Raw genomic sequence first — 16,230 nt, 5'->3', positions numbered from 1 at the left:
TATGTTTGGGCCATGAACACGACAATGACCCCCGCAGACCTCGATCCCCGTCGGCAGGCCATGCTGCTGTACTTTCAGGGATACCGCGTAGCCCGCATTGCTGAAATGCTGGGCGAGAAAGTTGCAACCGTTCACAGCTGGAAGAAGCGCGATAAGTGGGGAGAGTATGGGCCGCTGGATCAGATGCAGCTCACCACCGCCGCGCGCTACTGCCAGCTCATTATGAAGGAGCAGAAAGAAGGGAAAGACTTCAAGGAAATTGACCTGCTGGCGCGCCAGTCAGAGCGCCACGCGCGGATCGGTAAATTTAACGATGGCGGCAATGAGGCTGATTTAAATCCGAAGGTTGCCAACCGCAACAAAGGCCCGCGCCGCCAGCCCGAAAAGAACGTTTTCACCGACGAACAGATCGAGAAGCTGCAGGAAGTTTTCCACGGCTCAATGTTCGCCTACCAGCGCCACTGGTACGAGGCAGGCAACCGCCACCGTATCCGCAACCTGCTTAAATCGCGCCAGATCGGGGCGACCTTCTTTTTTGCCAGGGAGGCACTGATTGACGCCATCACCACCGGCCGCAACCAGATTTTTCTTTCTGCCAGCAAGGCACAGGCGCACGTCTTCAAGCAGTACATCATCGACTTTGCAAAAGAGGTGGATGTGGAGCTGAAGGGCGACCCGATGACGCTCAGCAACGGCGCGTGCCTGTACTTCCTCGGCACCAACGCCCGCACGGCGCAGAGCTACCACGGCAACCTGTACCTGGATGAATATTTCTGGATACCGAAATTCCAGGAGCTGCGCAAGGTGGCCTCCGGCATGGCCATTCACAAGAAATGGCGGCAGACCTACTTCTCCACGCCGTCCAGCCTGACCCACAGCGCCTATCCGTTCTGGTCCGGCGCGCTGTTCAACCGGGGCCGCGCCAAATCGGACAAGGTGGATATTGACCTGACCCACGGCAATCTGGCCCCGGGCCTGCTTTGCCCGGACGGTCAGTACCGCCAGATCGTCACCGTGGAGGATGCGGTGCGCGGCGGCTGTAACCTGTTCGACCTGGACCAGCTGCGGATGGAGTACAGCCCTGACGAATACCAGAACCTGCTGATGTGCGAATTCATTGACGATCTGGCGTCAGTGTTCCCGCTGAGCGAGCTGCAGGCGTGCATGGTGGACAGCTGGGAAGTCTGGTCTGACTTTCAGGCGCTGGCGCTGCGCCCGTTTGGCTGGCGCGAAGTCTGGATCGGCTATGACCCGGCGAAGGGTACGCAGAACGGCGACAGCGCCGGGTGCGTGGTGGTAGCACCACCCACGGTGCCGGGCGGCAAATTCCGCATTCTGGAGCGGCACCAGTGGCGGGGGATGGACTTCCGCACCCAGGCTGACGCCATTAAAAAGCTGACCCAGCAGTATAACGTGACCTATATCGGCATCGACTCGACTGGCGTCGGCCACGGCGTCTATGAGAACGTTAAGGCGTTCTTCCCGGCGGTCCGGGAGTTTGTCTATAACCCCAACGTCAAAAACGCCCTGGTGCTCAAGGCCTACGACATTATCAGCCACCGGCGCCTGGAGTTTGACGCCGGGCACACCGACATTGCGCAGTCCTTTATGGCTATCCGCCGCGCCACCACCGCCAGCGGGAACCGCCCAACCTACGAAGCCAGCCGCAGCGAAGAAGCCAGCCACGCAGACCTGGCCTGGGCAACGATGCACGCACTGTTTAACGAACCGCTGCAGGGCGAAGCCGCCAATACCAGCAATATTGTGGAGATTTTTTAATGGGCAAAATGAATAAAAACCGCGCTGCAGCTAAACAGAGCGTTCAGCAGAGCAGCGGCGTATCTGCAGAAGCATTCAGCTTTGGCGACCCGATCCCGGTACTGGACCGCCGGGAACTGCTGGATTATGTAGAGTGCGTACAGATGGATCGCTGGTATGAGCCGCCGGTGAGTTTTGACGGGTTGGCGCGCACCTATCGCGCCGCCGTGCATCACAGCTCACCGATTTCAGTGAAGCGCAACATTCTGACCAGCACTTTTATCCCTCACCCGTTGCTGAGCCAGCAGGCATTCAGCCGGTTTGTGCAGGACTATCTGGTATTCGGTAACGCCTATCTGGAAAAGCGTACTAACCGCCTCGGCGGTATTCTGTCTCTTGAGCCATCGCTGGCGAAATATACTCGCCGTGGCGTGGATCTGGATACTTACTGGTTTGTGCAATACGGCATGACCACGCAACCTTATGAGTTCACTAAAGGCAGCATTTTTCACCTGATGGAGCCGGATTTAAACCAGGAAATTTACGGCCTGCCGGAATACTTGTCCGCCATCCCTTCCGCCCTGCTTAACGAGTCAGCCACGCTTTTCCGTCGGAAGTATTATATCAATGGCAGCCATGCAGGATTCATCATGTATATGACCGACGCCGCGCAGAATCAGGAGGACGTGAACAATATCCGCCAAGCCATGAAAAGCGCCAAAGGGCCGGGCAACTTCCGCAACCTGTTTATGTACTCGCCTAACGGTAAAAAGGACGGAATTCAGATCATCCCACTGTCAGAGGTGGCGGCAAAGGATGAGTTTCTGAACATCAAGAACGTAAGCCGCGATGACATGATGGCAGCGCATCGCGTTCCGCCTCAAATGATGGGGATCATGCCTAACAATGTTGGTGGGTTTGGAGATGTCGAGAAGGCAAGCATGGTTTTCGTGAGAAACGAGCTAATGCCTCTTCAGAAGAGATTAGGAGAACTCAATATATGGTTAGGCGAGGATGTGATAAATTTTCACCCTTATAATTTTGATTAATGGACAAGGCCGAGTTCACTCGGCCTAAAATTAAAAACATTAACGTTTACAGAACTCCTAAAGCTCTTTTTATTACATCATCAAGATCCTCGCCACTTGGCAAATTTGGACCCGTTGTAAAGCGTTTAGAAAACTCATCAAGGTCAAATATTATCTTTCTATTTTGTTCTAACGACCGTTGTTGGCCATTTGGTACATTCGAACCAAGTCCATACGTGTAGACTGTAATTGTTTTATTATTTTGATAATCTAAAAGTGGAATATCGCTACCGATAACATCTTCAAACTTCCTATAGACAATATCTGGCAGTATAAAATACAACCCTTTTTTCACATAATTTGAGCGAGAATAAACCACACCTTTCCTAATTATCTGTGGAATTAATCGCTTATGAACATTAGCCCAGTTCAAACCGTGCTGAGAAGTAGGCAATTCATTGCGCACATCGGTAGGTTTGAGATTTTTATAAGCATGCCACGCATCGCGATAATTACCAGTAATATCAATACTTTGTATTTCTATCCCTACATATTCATTTATTTGTCCATCGGTCATTCTCACCAATACCCAATCCATTGATAATGCTCTACCTACTTGTACTTCTTTACCTGAATTTTTACCAAGAGCAATTATACAATCCTTATGATTAGCCCTTTGTTCAATATATTGGCCATACGTTAAGAAAGGAATATCAGTCCCAAATGCATCATGACTGACCTTTAGTAGCGTTTCATAATTATTCGCATACAATCTATTTGGGCAAATAATAACATCCCCATATGGGGATGTTACACTACATGTACCATAAATTATGGTCTGGTCATGATTTATCTTTACACATTCTTTGTTCAAAAACGGGCAAGCCCCTAAAGCCCATAAAGATCTAACTTCCGGAGTAAGATCTACTGGACTATATCCGAATATTTCAACCAAATCTCTTCTGTTGCTCATGTCCATATCCAATCATATTAATGATTTCTTCCCCAATCGCTTTGGCCATTAATGGTGGCACTGCGTTTCCAACTTGCTCGTATTGTTGGGTAAGATTACCTTTGAAAATATAATGGTCAGGGAACGACTGAATGCGAGCTGCTTCCCTAACGGAAATTACGCGATCTTGAGTTGGGTGGAAAAAACTACCCCAATGAGGATCACATTTCGTGAGTATAGTTGAGCACAAACCATCGGGGTGTAAGCGCCCGTAGCGTTTAGTATGGTCGCTTCTTCTCGCTCTCTTCAAACCGGCAGGCAGTAATTCACAAGGGATATCTCTCCAACTTCCACCTTGCGGGATATGTTTCAAACGTTCTAGATTAATAGCTCCAAGATTAGCAGCAACGTGATTCATGGCTAGTTCTGATTTGCCACGTAGAATTTTTTGATAGTCGCTAGCAGGTTCAGATGCATATCCGAGCCCATTATTATTCTTTCCACCAATAATCATAGGTAAATCTGAAATTGCATCCCAAACAGTAGTATGAGGTTTCAATTCATTTGAAAACAATGGAGAAATTGGGAGGCAAAGCTCTTTAGCACCAGCGAAATTAGCGACTGCCTTCGCATTATATTTTGGCTCAGGAAAGTTGATTTTTTTATTTTTACCATAGATAGCGATGAAAACGGTTCTAAATCTCATTTGCGGGACGCCATAATGACCAGCAAACAAAATACGATGATCTACGCTGTAACCTAATGATTCCAGTTCTTTGTAGATTTGCTCTACAACAGTTCCCTTACCCAATGAAACAATACCAGGGACATTTTCAATTAAAATTGCCTTAGGTTTTAGCGCCGCAGCTATCCTAAGAAAATCCTTAAACAAATGATTTCGTTCATCATCCAAAGATCTAATAGGTGCGTTGATTGAAAATCCTTGGCATGGCGGACCACCCGCCAATAAATCTAATTCACCGGGTTTTAATGATAATTGCTTCATCAAATTGCTCTCAGCAATAGCTCTTACATCATCAACCACAACCTCAGTCTGTGGATGATTAAATGCATAGGTCTCCGCATGAGCAGGAACTAACTCATTAGCAAGAACAGGCTGAAAACCAGCCATATCTAAACCACAGGTAAGGCCACCTGCCCCAGCGAATAAATCCAAAGAAATCAATTTACTATTCATATATGGCCTATTAATCAAACTTGCTCTTGGGCATTTAAGTAACGCATGATACCCACCATCGCCTGCGAAATCTATCAACCTTAACGAGCATACTTAGCGCGCGCTCGTAACCCCGCCACGCCTGCCCGCTTTGTGTAGCGGTTTTCATGCATGTGCATGACAGGCCGGAAAGCGCGCCAGTTCTGGCGGCCCCGCCCCGTTGCGATCCTTTTTGGATCATGCGAATCCATGCACCATAGACATGCACTGCGTTCTCAAACCGCAGGATGCCATATGGGAGGGAGTTTCCCATGGTGCGGAATCACTAATGCGTACTCTCATTCTGCCCTATTCCATATTCATTCAGCCTGGTAACCAGATCGCTTGTCAGCTCCGATAGCCACGAAATAGCAACCTCCTTGTCGTCATCGCTACAATCTGAGCTGGCAACCAGCCGGGCCATAAGTTCTATCCGCTGCAGTGCAAGTGACTCCATGAACAAATCGTTCACAACTCCCTCCCAATGTTACTGTTTATATATACAGTACATCATATGATTTTAAAGCTGAAATAGTTTTTTACTCAGCTAACTCTTTGATTAATAGATATGCCCTTTCTCTGAGCCTTCAGTACCACTGACGCCATTTGTCATCCTCCTGTAGGCGCTGGTTCCGGTAGAACAGGCGCAGCCCGGCTCCAGATGGCAGGCTGCCGCCGCGCAGAAGCAGATCCACTTCCGTTTCGCTGGCGTCAAAACCTCTGGACATCAACTCCGCATCGAGCTGTAGCCGTTGGTGCTCCGTAATTTCCTGTTTGTAGCCTTTTCGGCGCTTCGGTTTAACCAGCCGCAGCCTTGCCGTCAGCTCGCGCAGTTCCATTTTGCTCATGTTTTCGAAGTCTGGCAGCGCTGCAGGTTCTTCATTGCCCGGTAGTTCGTCCCCTGTCTGGTACGTTTTTTCAACAAAGGGACAGTTATTGCCACGAGTCCAAGGGGCGCTAGCGCCCTGGTCGGCTGTCGCCTCCTGAAGGTCAACGGCTTTACGAACCATTTTCCACTTCACTGCATGAGTGCAGATCCGGCCCTCAATGATCGGGGACCAGATGCCATAGATACGGACACCATGATCACCGTAGGCGCTCGGCTCCTCGTTAAGCTCGTAGGCAGTCCTGACAAGGTGATGTTTACGGGGAACCAGGACGCCGCCCTGCTTCATGATGTAGGTGGCAAAACAGCCAGCATCAGCTGCGGCCAGCACAGCATCCAGTCGCGGGTTTTCCAGTACAGGCGCGCCTGCCTTCTGGTCACCCTGCACCCTGGCAGCCTGTCCGGCCAGAAGGCGCAGCTCGCGGTACGCCTGGCGGCCAGGGATACCAAAGAAGCGGAATTGCTGGACACGGTGCAGCGAAGCCCAGGCGTTTACGTTCTCAGCGTTATCGCGCAGTGATCTGCCCGTTTCTTTACTGATTTCCTGCGCCAGCCCGCGCCCGTCGATGTTTTTACTGATGTATTTGGCGATATAGCTGGTCGGGGTGCCCTTGCGCGGGTTGATAAGCTCAGACTTGAAACGCGGCCCGGTATTGGCGCCCAGCTCCTCCCGATCCTCACGAATGGCGAATTTACGCAGCAGCGCGGTGATGGATTTGCGGTCTTTTTTGCGCATGAAGCACAGCAGGTGCCAGTGCACGGTGCCGTCATGGTGTGGTTCAGCAACGCGGACGCCATACCAGCGCAGCCCGGCTTTGTGCATCGCCTTACGGAAGGCGGCGAACATATTCACCAGGTAATCACTGCTCTGACGGACCGTGGCACTGGTCCATTTCGGGTTTGGCCTACCATTGTTAAGCGTTGCGTGAAAGCGTGACGGGCAGGTGATGGTATAGAACACGGCGCATTCACCACGCATTTCTGCGATCAGCTCCAGCCCCTTAACGCAGGCCATCATTTCGTTGCGCCGGTGCGCCGGATTGCTGCTGCTGGCGTTTACCACTTCTTCCATATCCAGCGTGTCACCTTCAGCGTTAACCAGCTCATGCGAGCGGAAAAACTCCAAGGATTTGCGGCGCTGTTCGCGTTTGTGGATCACGGCCTCATAGCTGACATATGGGGAGGCCTTTTTGTTAACCAGGCAGACAGCGCGCAGCTGTTCTTCCCGCCATTCACAGCGCATCTGCCACAGCTTGCGATACCACCAGTCCGCGCAAAGCATACGGGCAAGCGAGCCCGGAATAAGCTCGTAGGGGACCGGGTTACGGCGGTGCTTTTTACGGCGCAGTTGCTCGAAAGCAGGCGGGATAACATCGAGGCGCATGGCCTCAGCGGCCACCCTTTCCCATGACCGGCGGATCTCTTCCGGCGTAACGTCTTCATCCGTAAACAGCTCACCGCAGGCAGCATCCAGACACATGCTCATGTGCGCCGCCACCAGGGTAGATAACCTCTTAACCTGCTCCTGGTTCATTTCGGGCAGAACCAATAAGCCCTCCAGCCCGTCATGGCTCGCCATGAAACGGAATGAAGCAGAAATCTGGCTGGTACGCACGCGCTCCAGGCGTTCAAGGCACGGCCTGATGGTTTCACACAGATAGCGGGAATATGCCTTCGGCTTGCCCAGGCCCTCGAAATATTTAATCCGTTCAAGCAGCGGCTTACTGATATGCGCCGGCTGGGCGCTCACGTCTGCAATGATGACCAGATCGGGGTTGAATTGCTGCTGCTCGCGGGCCATTTTGGCGCGGCTTATCAGCTGATCCTGCTCCATTTCTCGCTGAACAGGATCACGGGATTCATTGTAGAAATAGCGTTCCCAGACCTCATTACTCAGGGCCTCGCGGCGCAGCTGCTCCTGCTCGTTATCCGCAGCATAGAGAGTAATCAGGTTTGAAAGCGTAGAAACCGGCGCTACTTCCGCCGGGTCCATGTAGGGGTTAATCGCCTTTTTAGGTACATTCCAGGCAAAAGCAGCGGCGGAATCTTCTGCACCGCCGTGCTTTTCAACTTCGTGATGACTCACGCGCGCACCTCATGCACGACAGAGCAATCAGGCCCGCCGGCTGGATCAAAGCCAGCCCATACTTCCGGCTTGAGTACAGCAATAAGTTCGTCAGCCCTTATTCCTTCGCCCGCGGCAACGCCGATGCTGCGCTTTACGTTAATGCGGTCATGGGTGAAATTTCGATACAGGGAACGAGTCAGAAAAGTGTCGCTGTTCGAAACAATGACCGGATGGCCTTCTGATGCCCGGCGCTCAAGAATAGAGGCCAGCTGATACTGATCGTCTTCAGTAAAACCGGCAGTGTGATAGGCACTGAAAGTACCGTCATAAGGCGGATCGCAATAAATAACATCCCCAGGCACCAATAACGCCAATGTTTCGTCATAGCTGGCACAAATGAACGTTGCACGCTGGGCCTTTTCCGCAAAAGTGCGAATTTCTGCTTCTGGAAAATAGGGAGCTTTATAGTTGCCGTAAGGTACGTTGAAATGCCCTGCACGGTTATAACGGCACAACCCACGGTAACAATGGCGATTTAGAAAAAGGAAATAAGCAGCCTTCCAGATTAAGTCTAAGGAATGCAAATGATTAAACTCTTCACGAATAACATAATACTGTTCAGAAAAGTTGTTGCAGGCAAAGAGAGCCTTTGAGATAGCAATAAAGTGTTCTACTTCATCTTTAATTACCTGATACATATTAATCAGGTCAGCATTAATATCCGCGACAAGATAATGAGGATAGTCTGTCGCCATCATCACAGCACAGGAACCTGCAAAAGGTTCAACCAGTCGCGGGCCAGCTGTGAGGTGCTTTTTCAGTTCGGACATGATGGCGGTTTTATTGCCCGCCCATTTCAGGATGGTGCTCATACAGCACCTCCGTTGTAGTGTTTACCTTTAAGCTCTGCGATTTCCTGACAGGTGACGCAGCACTGCACCCCCGGAATGGCACGGCGGCGCGCTGGAGGGATCGGTGCATCGCATTCGATGCAAAGCACACGGGAAACGCCCGGCGCTCTGTTGCGGGCATTGTGGATGTGGCGCTGCAGCTGTTCTTCAACGCGCTGCTGTACGAGGTCCATAGAGTCAGCCATTAGTGCAGCTCCTGTGATTCGTTTTCGTAGCGGGTTGCTTCACGGCGCAGCAGTTCAGCCGCTTCAATACCGTTTAACCCTTTGTTGGTGATATGTGTTGCCAGCGCCTCAAGACGGATTGAAACTGCGAGTGCGCGTCCTTTGCGCTCCTCACGTTTGGCTATATCGATCACCGCCATGAGTTGGTCAGTTTCTGGTACAAACATTTTTGGTAATTCGTTCTGCATTTCTCTTTCTCCTGAATTTGGGCAAAAGAATGCCCGGCGGGTTTACGCCATTAATTTCTGTTGTGGGTTAATTCGGCATGGTTAGCCGTTTGGGAAATAAGCTCACCACTGCACGAAAATGATTCATTGCTTTAACCAGTTCCCGCTTTTCGTCAGTAGTCAGATCACTAATATTGACGCCGTGACGTTCTGCCGGAATTTTTGCCATAAAGAATATGGCTGCCAGTGCCCGCTCATTTTGTTTAAGGTTTATATCGCGGCGGTCGCGCATATCTTTAATAAACCTTTCAAGCTCTGGCTCAATATTCAGACCAAACACATTTGCCCTTAATTCCGCTATTCGGTTCAGCCCTTCCATACGTTGACCCGGGCTTAATGGAACAGTCGCCGCAGCGCCTTCAATAGCCATGGTTTCCCCCGTTTGGTAGTGGTCAGCCCTGCTAGCAGTTCATCCTGAGAGCGGGACGGGTGCCAGCGCTTGCCATCTTTCCCGATAATCCAGCCATGGCCGCAGTGCATAGCTGGACTTTGTTTTTTCAATAATGATGCAAAACTTGGTTCTTCCATAACCCCTCCAATATGTGCTGGGATGTTTAACCACGCCCGGCCCGTGGTATTCTGGTGTTTCCACACAGCCAGAAAGGAAAAGACATGAAAAATAACGAACAACAGAACGAAGCTCTTAAACAGTTAACTAACGTCCTTACTGAGGCAGGCAATCAAACCAGAGTCGATGTCCTCGCCCACTCAATCCTGCTGCAAGCTATTTTTTCTGTTCTTTCCGAAGAACAAAAAAATCAAATTATTAAAATCCTTCAGACCGCTACCGTTAATCAACATGCTGCGACCGCAGGCGTTGAAGCAGAAGTAAAAATGTCTCTCGCTCAGCTTTTAAGCGGTTTTTTAACGCCTCAGAAGCTGAATTAAGGACCTGATCACACTTTTCACATGCACATAGGCAGCAGGAGTTATTAGCGTGTTTGCTGCCTTTATTTTTCTCTTCCATGTTCACCTCAGATAATGCCGAACGAAGCGCCAAGGCCCGTTACGGTGTCCACCGCACTTGCCATAGCGGGGTTGGCCTGCAGGCGGGCCTGCATGGAAACGGCGGCCAGTGCCATCAGGCGAGTTACTGAGTTAATGCTGCTGATCACATCACGGCGTCCGGCAGTGGTTTTCACATCGCCAGTAACGGCACCGGCGGCAACGCGCCCGATCTCAGCGGTGGCGCTCATGACGTAGTGCGGCAATTTCTCTTTTGCCACTTCGTTCATCGGCACACATGGCAGGCAATGAATCTGTGCAAGGAAGCCATCAACCAGGGTGGAGTCCTCAGTGAGATCGGTAAGCAGCCAGATTTCAGGCGGCGTGAGCTGATGCGGCTGGTCCGGGTTCAGCTTATTGCGCAGCGTCTGGACATTCATTCCCGCGCGTTCTGCCAGCTTCGCCATGTTGTGACGCAGCGCGAAAGCCCGGCAAGCCTCTTCAAAGTGTGGATGTTTGGAAATCTTATAATCAAACATGTGAGCCCCTTAGAAAGTTCCCATAATTGAACTTATTGACCAACAACAACGCGGAAGTTGGAATGACCAAGGGACTCACGAACCTGATCGGTTTTGTACATCAAGTAACGCAGGCTTACACGACCCTTATTTTTTTCTTTCTTAACCATGTACTTAGCAAGCTGACCATGATGGATTTTTTGATAAACAGAGCCGCGGGAAATGCCTTCCCATTCCGCGAACTCTGCAGGTGTAGCCATCTCTTTTGGTACACGAATTGAAATATCAGTGCTCATAGTGCAGTATCTCTCAGTTAAGGTTTGGTTTATGTCGTTTTATCTTGTTTTATGTGATTCAACATTTGAACAATCGAGATACTACGATCCAATATTTGATACGTCAATAGGATTAAAAAATGATACAGGTGAAGGCTGGCGAGAATACAGGGGGTAGAGAGGCTATCCATAGGTTGATGGCAGCCTATGATTTCAAGTCCAGACAGCAGCTATGCGATCACCTTGGTGCATCTAAAAGCACCATGGCAAACAGATACTTAAGGGACAGCTTTCCTGCAGAATGGGTGATCCAATGCGCTCTTGAAACAGGAGTTTCTTTACTCTGGCTAACCACAGGACAAGGCGAACCAGGAACAAAAATTGATGATAAAAAAAGTATCAATTTCGTGAACTCCAGCAAGGTAAAACCTCTTTCTGAGCTTGTATCGCCAGAGATCGACAAAGCTAGCCTTATAGGAGGTTCGTTGGTTGAAACTGGGAAGGCCATCATTGATAGCAGCCTGCTTCCCCCTGACTCAAGCGAGCTGCTTCTCGTAAATACCAATGGCGATTCATATTTAGTTGACCGTAACCAGACACCACCAGTGAATGGGATGTGGTTAGTCGATATCGACGGGATAAAAAGCATTGTTAAGCTGACTCGCCTTCCGGGAAACAGATTAGTTGTGCATCAAGATGATTCTTCGTTTGAGTGCAGCCTGGATGATATCGAGGTTGTTGGCCGCGCATTGAAAATCATCAAGAGCCTTTGATATGACCATCAGAAAACAGCCGAACGGAAAATGGTTGTGCGAGTGTTACCCGAACGGGCGTGACGGCAAGCGCGTGCGCAAGCAATTTGCGACAAAGGGCGAGGCTGTAGCATTCGAAAACTTCACCATGGATGAAGTGAACAAAAAGCCGTGGCTGGGTGAAAAGGAAGATCGGCGGCGTTTGTCAGAATTGATTGAGCAGTGGCACTCCCTTTACGGCCAGACGCTCGCAGACCCCAAGCGCCTAATGGCGAAACTGAATATTATCTGCAATGGCCTGGGCGATCCCGTTGCCTCTGAGTTAACCGCCGGTGACTTTACAAAATATCGCGAAGCACGATTAAAAGGTGAAGTACGTAACGAAGACGGCGCGCTGATGTCACCAGTAAAGCCCCGCACGGTAAACCTGGAACAGCGTAACTTATCATCCGTTTTTGGCACCCTGAAAAAGCTGGGCCACTGGTCAGCGCCTAACCCGCTCGCCGGGCTACCAACATTCAAAATCGCAGAAGGTGAATTGGCGTTCTTGGCCTCGGACGAAATTAAACGCCTGCTTGATGCCTGCGCTGATTCTCAAAGCCCCAGCCTGTTAATGATCGCAAAGGTATGCCTGGCCACCGGCGCGCGGTGGAGTGAGGCCGAAAACCTGCAGGGCCATCAGTTATCTAAATACCGGATCACCTATACCAAAACCAAAGGCAAGAAAAACCGAACCGTACCGATATCTCAGGATCTGTATGACGAACTCCCCAAAAACAGAGGAAAGCTATTCACGCCATGCAGAAAAGCTTTTGAGCGAGCAGCAAAGCGGGCCGGTATCGACTTACCTGAAGGCCAATGCACACATGTGCTTCGCCATACGTTTGCCAGTCACTTTATGATGAACGGCGGAAACATACTGGTACTTCGCGATATTCTGGGTCACGCCGATATAAAAATGACGATGATTTACTCTCATTTTGCACCAGAACATCTCGAAGATGCAGTTACAAAAAATCCACTAACAAACTTGTACAAATAAAATGACCGAAATAAAATTAGCCAGTAAATCATTAACAGAGTTATTAGAGAAGTTATTCTCTGACGAATCTTTAAACCCTCCATTTGAATTAAAAAAAGATATTGTTTCGGACTTCAATGAGCGATGCAATAAATTCATACAACTAATTAAAGAGTACTCAAGCAGTAACAAAACAAAACTCAAAATAGAATTACTTTTAAATAGAGTTCATGAGTTAAAAGACGGTATAGAAACATGTCTTCAAAAATTTTTATCCGGTGATATTAAAGCTGCTTATGAATGTTTTGAATCAATGCTTGAACCAGATAGAATCAACAAGCACATTCTATATGTTACAGTTCCATTAAAGTCTATTTGCAACGACAAACAACCGTTATATCGCGTGAGAAAATCAGATACTCCACTATCAACAAGAAATGATATTTTTCATATCCCATTTTCAAAGCGCCATTTAGTTAGTGCTCAGAGATATTCAGTTGCGGGACTACCATGCCTCTACTTAGGAACATCTTTGTACGTTTGCTGGCAAGAAATGAAGAAACCGGATTTTGATAAATTATATATTTCGGCTTTCACAACAGAGGATTCAAACTCCAGAATCCTAAATTTTGCTCCGAGCCTACTAAATAATATTTATAAAGATGATGAATCAGCAATATCTCTCGTTCAAAGAAAGGCTTCCTATCTCACACTTTGGCCGTTAATAATCGCCTGTAGTTTCATTAAAAAGCATGACAATTCACACTTCATGCAAGAATACATAATCCCAAACTTACTAATGCAATGGATAAGCCAGCGTATCCAATCCCCTATTGTAGGAATATCCTATTTCTCAACTAGAATGAAAAAAAGTAAAGATTCATTAAGATCGATAAACGTTGTGTTTCCGCCCAAAGCTACTTATAAGCAAACTGAAGAAAATGATTTTAGCCCCCGCCTTTCTTCTTTGTTTGATTTTACACCTCCGGTTTCTTGGCAAGTACTTAAAACATTAGATTACCAGAATTTCGGTGATAAAACGGAAGAGCAAATTGAAGCAATGGAGCACTTAAAATTTCGAGAGAAACGGTTTGGAATTACAGACTTCGATGAGGACCTTGTGAAACTGTACCCCTTGACAGATTTTTATAAACTTGAAGTATGCATCGATAGCATTTTCGATTACGACAAAATCGACGCGCTGACCTAGACTCAATGGCGACAATTTGGCGGCAGAGAGATAAAAACTCATAAAACTGATAAACACCGGAAAACACTAACCAACTGTTTTTAAACGCAAATACCTGTTTTCATTATAGTAAAGATGGTATTTAGGAATTTCGGACGCGGGTTCAACTCCCGCCAGCCCACCAAAATTCTCCATCGGTGATTACCAGAGTCATCCGATGAAGTCCTAAGAGCCCGCACGGCGCAAGCCCTGCGGGCTTTTTTGTGCCTGCAATTTGTCCCGCAAAGTCCGAAGAGAACTAATTAAATCCGAACTTTTTAGGCTCATTGATAGGCCCAACGAAAAGCTCTATTGTTTTCGTTGGGTCTAAACGCGTGGAGACTCGCCATGGCAAGAAAAACCAAGCCGTTAACCGATACGGAAATCAAAGCCGCCAAACCTAAAGATGCCGATTACCAGCAGTATGACGGTGATGGGCTTACTCTGTTAATCAAGTCCAGTGGCAGTAAGCTCTGGTAATTCCGTTACTATCGGCCTCTCACCAAGCAGCGAACCAAACAGAGCTTCGGTGCCTACCCTGCCGTCTCGCTTTCTGATGCGCGTAAACTCAGAGCTGAATCTCGAGTTTTATTAGCAAAAGATATCGACCCTCAAGAACATCAAAAGGAGCAGTCAAGAAGCACTCAGGAGGCAAAAACCAATACGTTCATGTTGATTGCCGAGCGTTGGTGGAACCTCAAGAAAACCAGCGTCACAGAGGACTACGCTCATAATATTTGGCGCTCACTTGAAAGAGACGTTTTCCCCGCAATTGGCAAGATCAATATTACGGACGTTAAAGCTCATACATTGGTTCAGGCTGTCCAACCAGTTCAAGCCAGAGGTGCGTTAGAAACAGTCCGTCGCCTTTGCCAACGTATCAATGAAATCATGATTTACGCCCAAAACACAGGCCTTATTGATGCAGTTCCCAGTGTCAATATTGGCAAAGCCTTTGAGAAACCTCAGAAAAAGAACATGCCGAGCATCCGCCCTGATCAGTTACCGCAAGTGATGCAGACAATGAGAAATGCCAACATTATTTTGCCTACTCGATGTTTGTTCATGTGGCAACTTCTGACCATCTCACGGCCCGCTGAAGCAGCAGAAGCTCGGTGGGATGAGATCGATTTTGATGCTAAAGAATGGAAAATCCCAGCAGCTCGAATGAAGATGAACCGAGATCATACGGTTCCATTATCGGATGAGGCGCTTTCTATTCTTGAAATGATGAAGCCTTTGAGTAGTGGCCGAGAATTCATTTTTCTAAGCCGTATCAAGCCGAACCAGTCTATGAATAGCCAAACAGTAAACGCTGCACTTAAACGTTCTGGCTTTGGTGGTGTGCTCGTCTCTCATGGCTTGCGATCTATTGCTAGTACTGCCCTTAACGAGCAGGGTTTTCTAGCTGACGTTATTGAAGCGGTATTAGCCCATGTGGATAAGAATGAGGTTCGCCGTGCTTATAACCGTACAGATTATCTTGAGCAGAGACGCCCAATGATGCAGTGGTGGGCTGATTTTGTGATGGCTGCGGATCGTGGGAGCATGATTGAAGGAGGGATGAAAGGAATGAGGCTTGTGGGATGATTCGTTAGTACTAAAAACAGAGCTATTCATTAACCTATGTTGTAATTAGGAATGTTTATAATCAATATTGAAATTGATAAAAGATTAATTCATTACAAAAGGTGTAATAAACATGAAAAAATTAGTTAAAAAACCTAATTGTTGTAGCGATGCAGAAATCGCAATATTTGAAGCACTTGTTAACGAGGGTGGAGAAGTAGAATCAGCAGGACTTCAAGAACGGATTTTGTGCGCGGAACTGCTTATTTTTATCTACGACAATAACGACCAAACTGTTGCAGTAGGAGCTATCAAAAACCCAAGTAAAGCATATAAATCCAAGACCTTTGAAAGGTCTGGTGTTTCCGGACAAGGCAATTACGACTTTGAGCTAGGCTGGCTATATGTTGCAGAAACAGCACGAAATAAAGGCTACGGGCACATCTTAATGGAATTAATTTGCAAACAACTAACTGACAAATCATGCTTTTCTACGACGCGTGAAAATAATACAGCAATGCAGTATTTATTTAACAAATTTGGCTTTTCCAAAGTTGGCAAACCTTACAAAAGTAAGAGAGGAAACCATTCCCTTATTCTTTACATCAAGGAATAACCAAGTAGCTAGAGGCAAGACATCCCTCATGCTCAA

Annotated in this window: 17 protein-coding genes and 1 pseudogene; 8 read left to right on the top strand and 10 right to left on the bottom strand. The window is 48.2% G+C overall.

The window, feature by feature from the left end; all coding sequences use genetic code 11:
- Window positions 1–12 precede the first annotated feature (12 nt).
- Both BM373_RS18795 and BM373_RS18790 read left to right on the top strand, forming a co-directional pair.
- Entirely contained in the window at window positions 13–1,779 is a 1,767-nt protein-coding gene (locus BM373_RS18795; protein ID WP_090464943.1) for a terminase ATPase subunit family protein, read from the top strand.
- Window positions 1,779–2,807, top strand: coding sequence for a phage portal protein (locus tag BM373_RS18790; RefSeq protein WP_090464940.1), 1,029 nt, complete (start codon window positions 1,779–1,781; stop codon window positions 2,805–2,807). The genes BM373_RS18795 and BM373_RS18790 overlap by 1 nt, the downstream gene beginning before the upstream one ends.
- Window positions 2,808–2,853: 46 nt before the next feature.
- Here BM373_RS18790 and BM373_RS18785 read toward each other — a convergent pair whose 3' ends face one another.
- From BM373_RS18785 to BM373_RS18745, 8 genes are all read right to left on the bottom strand, one after another.
- Window positions 2,854–3,759: a NotI family restriction endonuclease gene (locus BM373_RS18785; RefSeq protein ID WP_256214693.1), complete on the bottom strand. Its 906-nt coding sequence runs from the start codon at window positions 3,757–3,759 to the stop codon at window positions 2,854–2,856.
- A complete protein-coding gene (locus BM373_RS18780) occupies window positions 3,734–4,936 on the bottom strand; it encodes a DNA cytosine methyltransferase (RefSeq protein WP_090464932.1) in 1,203 nt (400 codons plus the stop codon). Before BM373_RS18780 ends, BM373_RS18785 begins: the two co-directional genes overlap by 26 nt.
- A gap of 605 nt (window positions 4,937–5,541) precedes the next feature.
- Window positions 5,542–7,926 carry a replication endonuclease gene (locus tag BM373_RS18770; protein ID WP_090464927.1) on the bottom strand — a complete coding sequence of 795 codons (2,385 nt, stop codon included), beginning with the start codon at window positions 7,924–7,926 and terminating at the stop codon, window positions 5,542–5,544.
- Window positions 7,923–8,780: a DNA adenine methylase gene (locus tag BM373_RS18765; protein WP_090464924.1), complete on the bottom strand. Its 858-nt coding sequence runs from the start codon at window positions 8,778–8,780 to the stop codon at window positions 7,923–7,925. The genes BM373_RS18770 and BM373_RS18765 overlap by 4 nt, the downstream gene beginning before the upstream one ends.
- Window positions 8,777–9,004, bottom strand: a complete 228-nt coding sequence (locus tag BM373_RS18760) for a TraR/DksA family transcriptional regulator (RefSeq protein ID WP_076738166.1) — start codon at window positions 9,002–9,004, stop codon at window positions 8,777–8,779. The genes BM373_RS18765 and BM373_RS18760 overlap by 4 nt, the downstream gene beginning before the upstream one ends.
- Window positions 9,004–9,231, bottom strand: a complete 228-nt coding sequence (locus tag BM373_RS18755) for a DUF2732 family protein (RefSeq protein WP_029740052.1) — start codon at window positions 9,229–9,231, stop codon at window positions 9,004–9,006. The genes BM373_RS18760 and BM373_RS18755 overlap by 1 nt, the downstream gene beginning before the upstream one ends.
- A gap of 67 nt (window positions 9,232–9,298) precedes the next feature.
- Complete coding sequence (locus tag BM373_RS18750) at window positions 9,299–9,640, bottom strand: DUF5347 family protein (RefSeq protein WP_090464921.1); 342 nt, start codon at window positions 9,638–9,640, stop codon at window positions 9,299–9,301.
- Window positions 9,604–9,798 (bottom strand): phage filamentation protein Fil family protein, encoded by a 195-nt coding sequence (locus BM373_RS18745; RefSeq protein WP_001528723.1) that lies wholly within the window; start codon window positions 9,796–9,798, stop codon window positions 9,604–9,606. Before BM373_RS18745 ends, BM373_RS18750 begins: the two co-directional genes overlap by 37 nt.
- Before the next feature lie 84 nt (window positions 9,799–9,882).
- On the opposite strand from BM373_RS18745, the gene BM373_RS18740 reads away from it, so the two are divergent.
- A complete protein-coding gene (locus BM373_RS18740) occupies window positions 9,883–10,158 on the top strand; it encodes a hypothetical protein (protein ID WP_000794278.1) in 276 nt (91 codons plus the stop codon).
- Between the two features lie 86 nt (window positions 10,159–10,244).
- Here BM373_RS18740 and BM373_RS18735 read toward each other — a convergent pair whose 3' ends face one another.
- Both BM373_RS18735 and BM373_RS18730 read right to left on the bottom strand, forming a co-directional pair.
- Window positions 10,245–10,754, bottom strand: coding sequence for a phage regulatory CII family protein (locus BM373_RS18735; RefSeq protein WP_000460863.1), 510 nt, complete (start codon window positions 10,752–10,754; stop codon window positions 10,245–10,247).
- Window positions 10,755–10,786: 32 nt separating this feature from the next.
- Window positions 10,787–11,029, bottom strand: a complete 243-nt coding sequence (locus tag BM373_RS18730; protein ID WP_032636666.1) for a Rha family transcriptional regulator — start codon at window positions 11,027–11,029, stop codon at window positions 10,787–10,789.
- A 119-nt stretch (window positions 11,030–11,148) separates the two neighbouring features.
- On the opposite strand from BM373_RS18730, the gene BM373_RS18725 reads away from it, so the two are divergent.
- The 5 genes and pseudogenes from BM373_RS18725 to BM373_RS18705 all read left to right on the top strand — a co-directional run bounded on the left by BM373_RS18725 (window position 11,149) and on the right by BM373_RS18705 (window position 16,194).
- Window positions 11,149–11,781, top strand: coding sequence for a phage repressor protein CI (locus BM373_RS18725; protein ID WP_090464918.1), 633 nt, complete (start codon window positions 11,149–11,151; stop codon window positions 11,779–11,781).
- Window position 11,782: 1 nt separating this feature from the next.
- Entirely contained in the window at window positions 11,783–12,802 is a 1,020-nt protein-coding gene (locus BM373_RS18720) for a site-specific integrase (RefSeq protein WP_090464916.1), read from the top strand.
- 1 nt (window position 12,803) lies between these two features.
- Window positions 12,804–13,991, top strand: a complete 1,188-nt coding sequence (locus BM373_RS18715; RefSeq protein WP_090464913.1) for a hypothetical protein — start codon at window positions 12,804–12,806, stop codon at window positions 13,989–13,991.
- A 366-nt stretch (window positions 13,992–14,357) separates the two neighbouring features.
- Window positions 14,358–15,599: pseudogene (locus tag BM373_RS18710) on the top strand (integrase).
- 112 nt (window positions 15,600–15,711) lie between these two features.
- The gene (locus tag BM373_RS18705; RefSeq protein WP_090464910.1) at window positions 15,712–16,194 is read left to right on the top strand and encodes a GNAT family N-acetyltransferase; all 483 of its coding nucleotides are present in this window, start codon (window positions 15,712–15,714) and stop codon (window positions 16,192–16,194) included.
- The last annotated feature ends 36 nt before the right edge of the window (window positions 16,195–16,230 follow it).

This window comes from Enterobacter sp. kpr-6, assembly GCF_900116015.1.
Lineage (GTDB): Bacteria > Pseudomonadota > Gammaproteobacteria > Enterobacterales > Enterobacteriaceae > Enterobacter_D.
Note: the sequence above shows the minus strand (reverse complement) of the source record. Positions and strands in the feature narration are given on the sequence as shown.

What these genes read in the sequence shown, in the direction of transcription:
- BM373_RS18745 (WP_001528723.1), bottom strand. Translation starts at nt 9,798, where the DNA reads ATGGAAGAACCAAGTTTTGCATCATTATTGAAAAAACAAAGTCCAGCT.
- BM373_RS18755 (WP_029740052.1), bottom strand. Translation starts at nt 9,231, where the DNA reads ATGCAGAACGAATTACCAAAAATGTTTGTACCAGAAACTGACCAACTC.
- BM373_RS18750 (WP_090464921.1), bottom strand. Translation starts at nt 9,640, where the DNA reads ATGGCTATTGAAGGCGCTGCGGCGACTGTTCCATTAAGCCCGGGTCAA.
- BM373_RS18780 (WP_090464932.1), bottom strand. Translation starts at nt 4,936, where the DNA reads ATGAATAGTAAATTGATTTCTTTGGATTTATTCGCTGGGGCAGGTGGC.
- BM373_RS18795 (WP_090464943.1), top strand. Translation starts at nt 13, where the DNA reads ATGAACACGACAATGACCCCCGCAGACCTCGATCCCCGTCGGCAGGCC.
- BM373_RS18790 (WP_090464940.1), top strand. Translation starts at nt 1,779, where the DNA reads ATGGGCAAAATGAATAAAAACCGCGCTGCAGCTAAACAGAGCGTTCAG.
- BM373_RS18760 (WP_076738166.1), bottom strand. Translation starts at nt 9,004, where the DNA reads ATGGCTGACTCTATGGACCTCGTACAGCAGCGCGTTGAAGAACAGCTG.
- BM373_RS18730 (WP_032636666.1), bottom strand. Translation starts at nt 11,029, where the DNA reads ATGAGCACTGATATTTCAATTCGTGTACCAAAAGAGATGGCTACACCT.
- BM373_RS18735 (WP_000460863.1), bottom strand. Translation starts at nt 10,754, where the DNA reads ATGTTTGATTATAAGATTTCCAAACATCCACACTTTGAAGAGGCTTGC.
- BM373_RS18720 (WP_090464916.1), top strand. Translation starts at nt 11,783, where the DNA reads ATGACCATCAGAAAACAGCCGAACGGAAAATGGTTGTGCGAGTGTTAC.
- BM373_RS18715 (WP_090464913.1), top strand. Translation starts at nt 12,804, where the DNA reads ATGACCGAAATAAAATTAGCCAGTAAATCATTAACAGAGTTATTAGAG.
- BM373_RS18765 (WP_090464924.1), bottom strand. Translation starts at nt 8,780, where the DNA reads ATGAGCACCATCCTGAAATGGGCGGGCAATAAAACCGCCATCATGTCC.
- BM373_RS18785 (WP_256214693.1), bottom strand. Translation starts at nt 3,759, where the DNA reads ATGAGCAACAGAAGAGATTTGGTTGAAATATTCGGATATAGTCCAGTA.
- BM373_RS18705 (WP_090464910.1), top strand. Translation starts at nt 15,712, where the DNA reads ATGAAAAAATTAGTTAAAAAACCTAATTGTTGTAGCGATGCAGAAATC.
- BM373_RS18725 (WP_090464918.1), top strand. Translation starts at nt 11,149, where the DNA reads ATGATACAGGTGAAGGCTGGCGAGAATACAGGGGGTAGAGAGGCTATC.
- BM373_RS18740 (WP_000794278.1), top strand. Translation starts at nt 9,883, where the DNA reads ATGAAAAATAACGAACAACAGAACGAAGCTCTTAAACAGTTAACTAAC.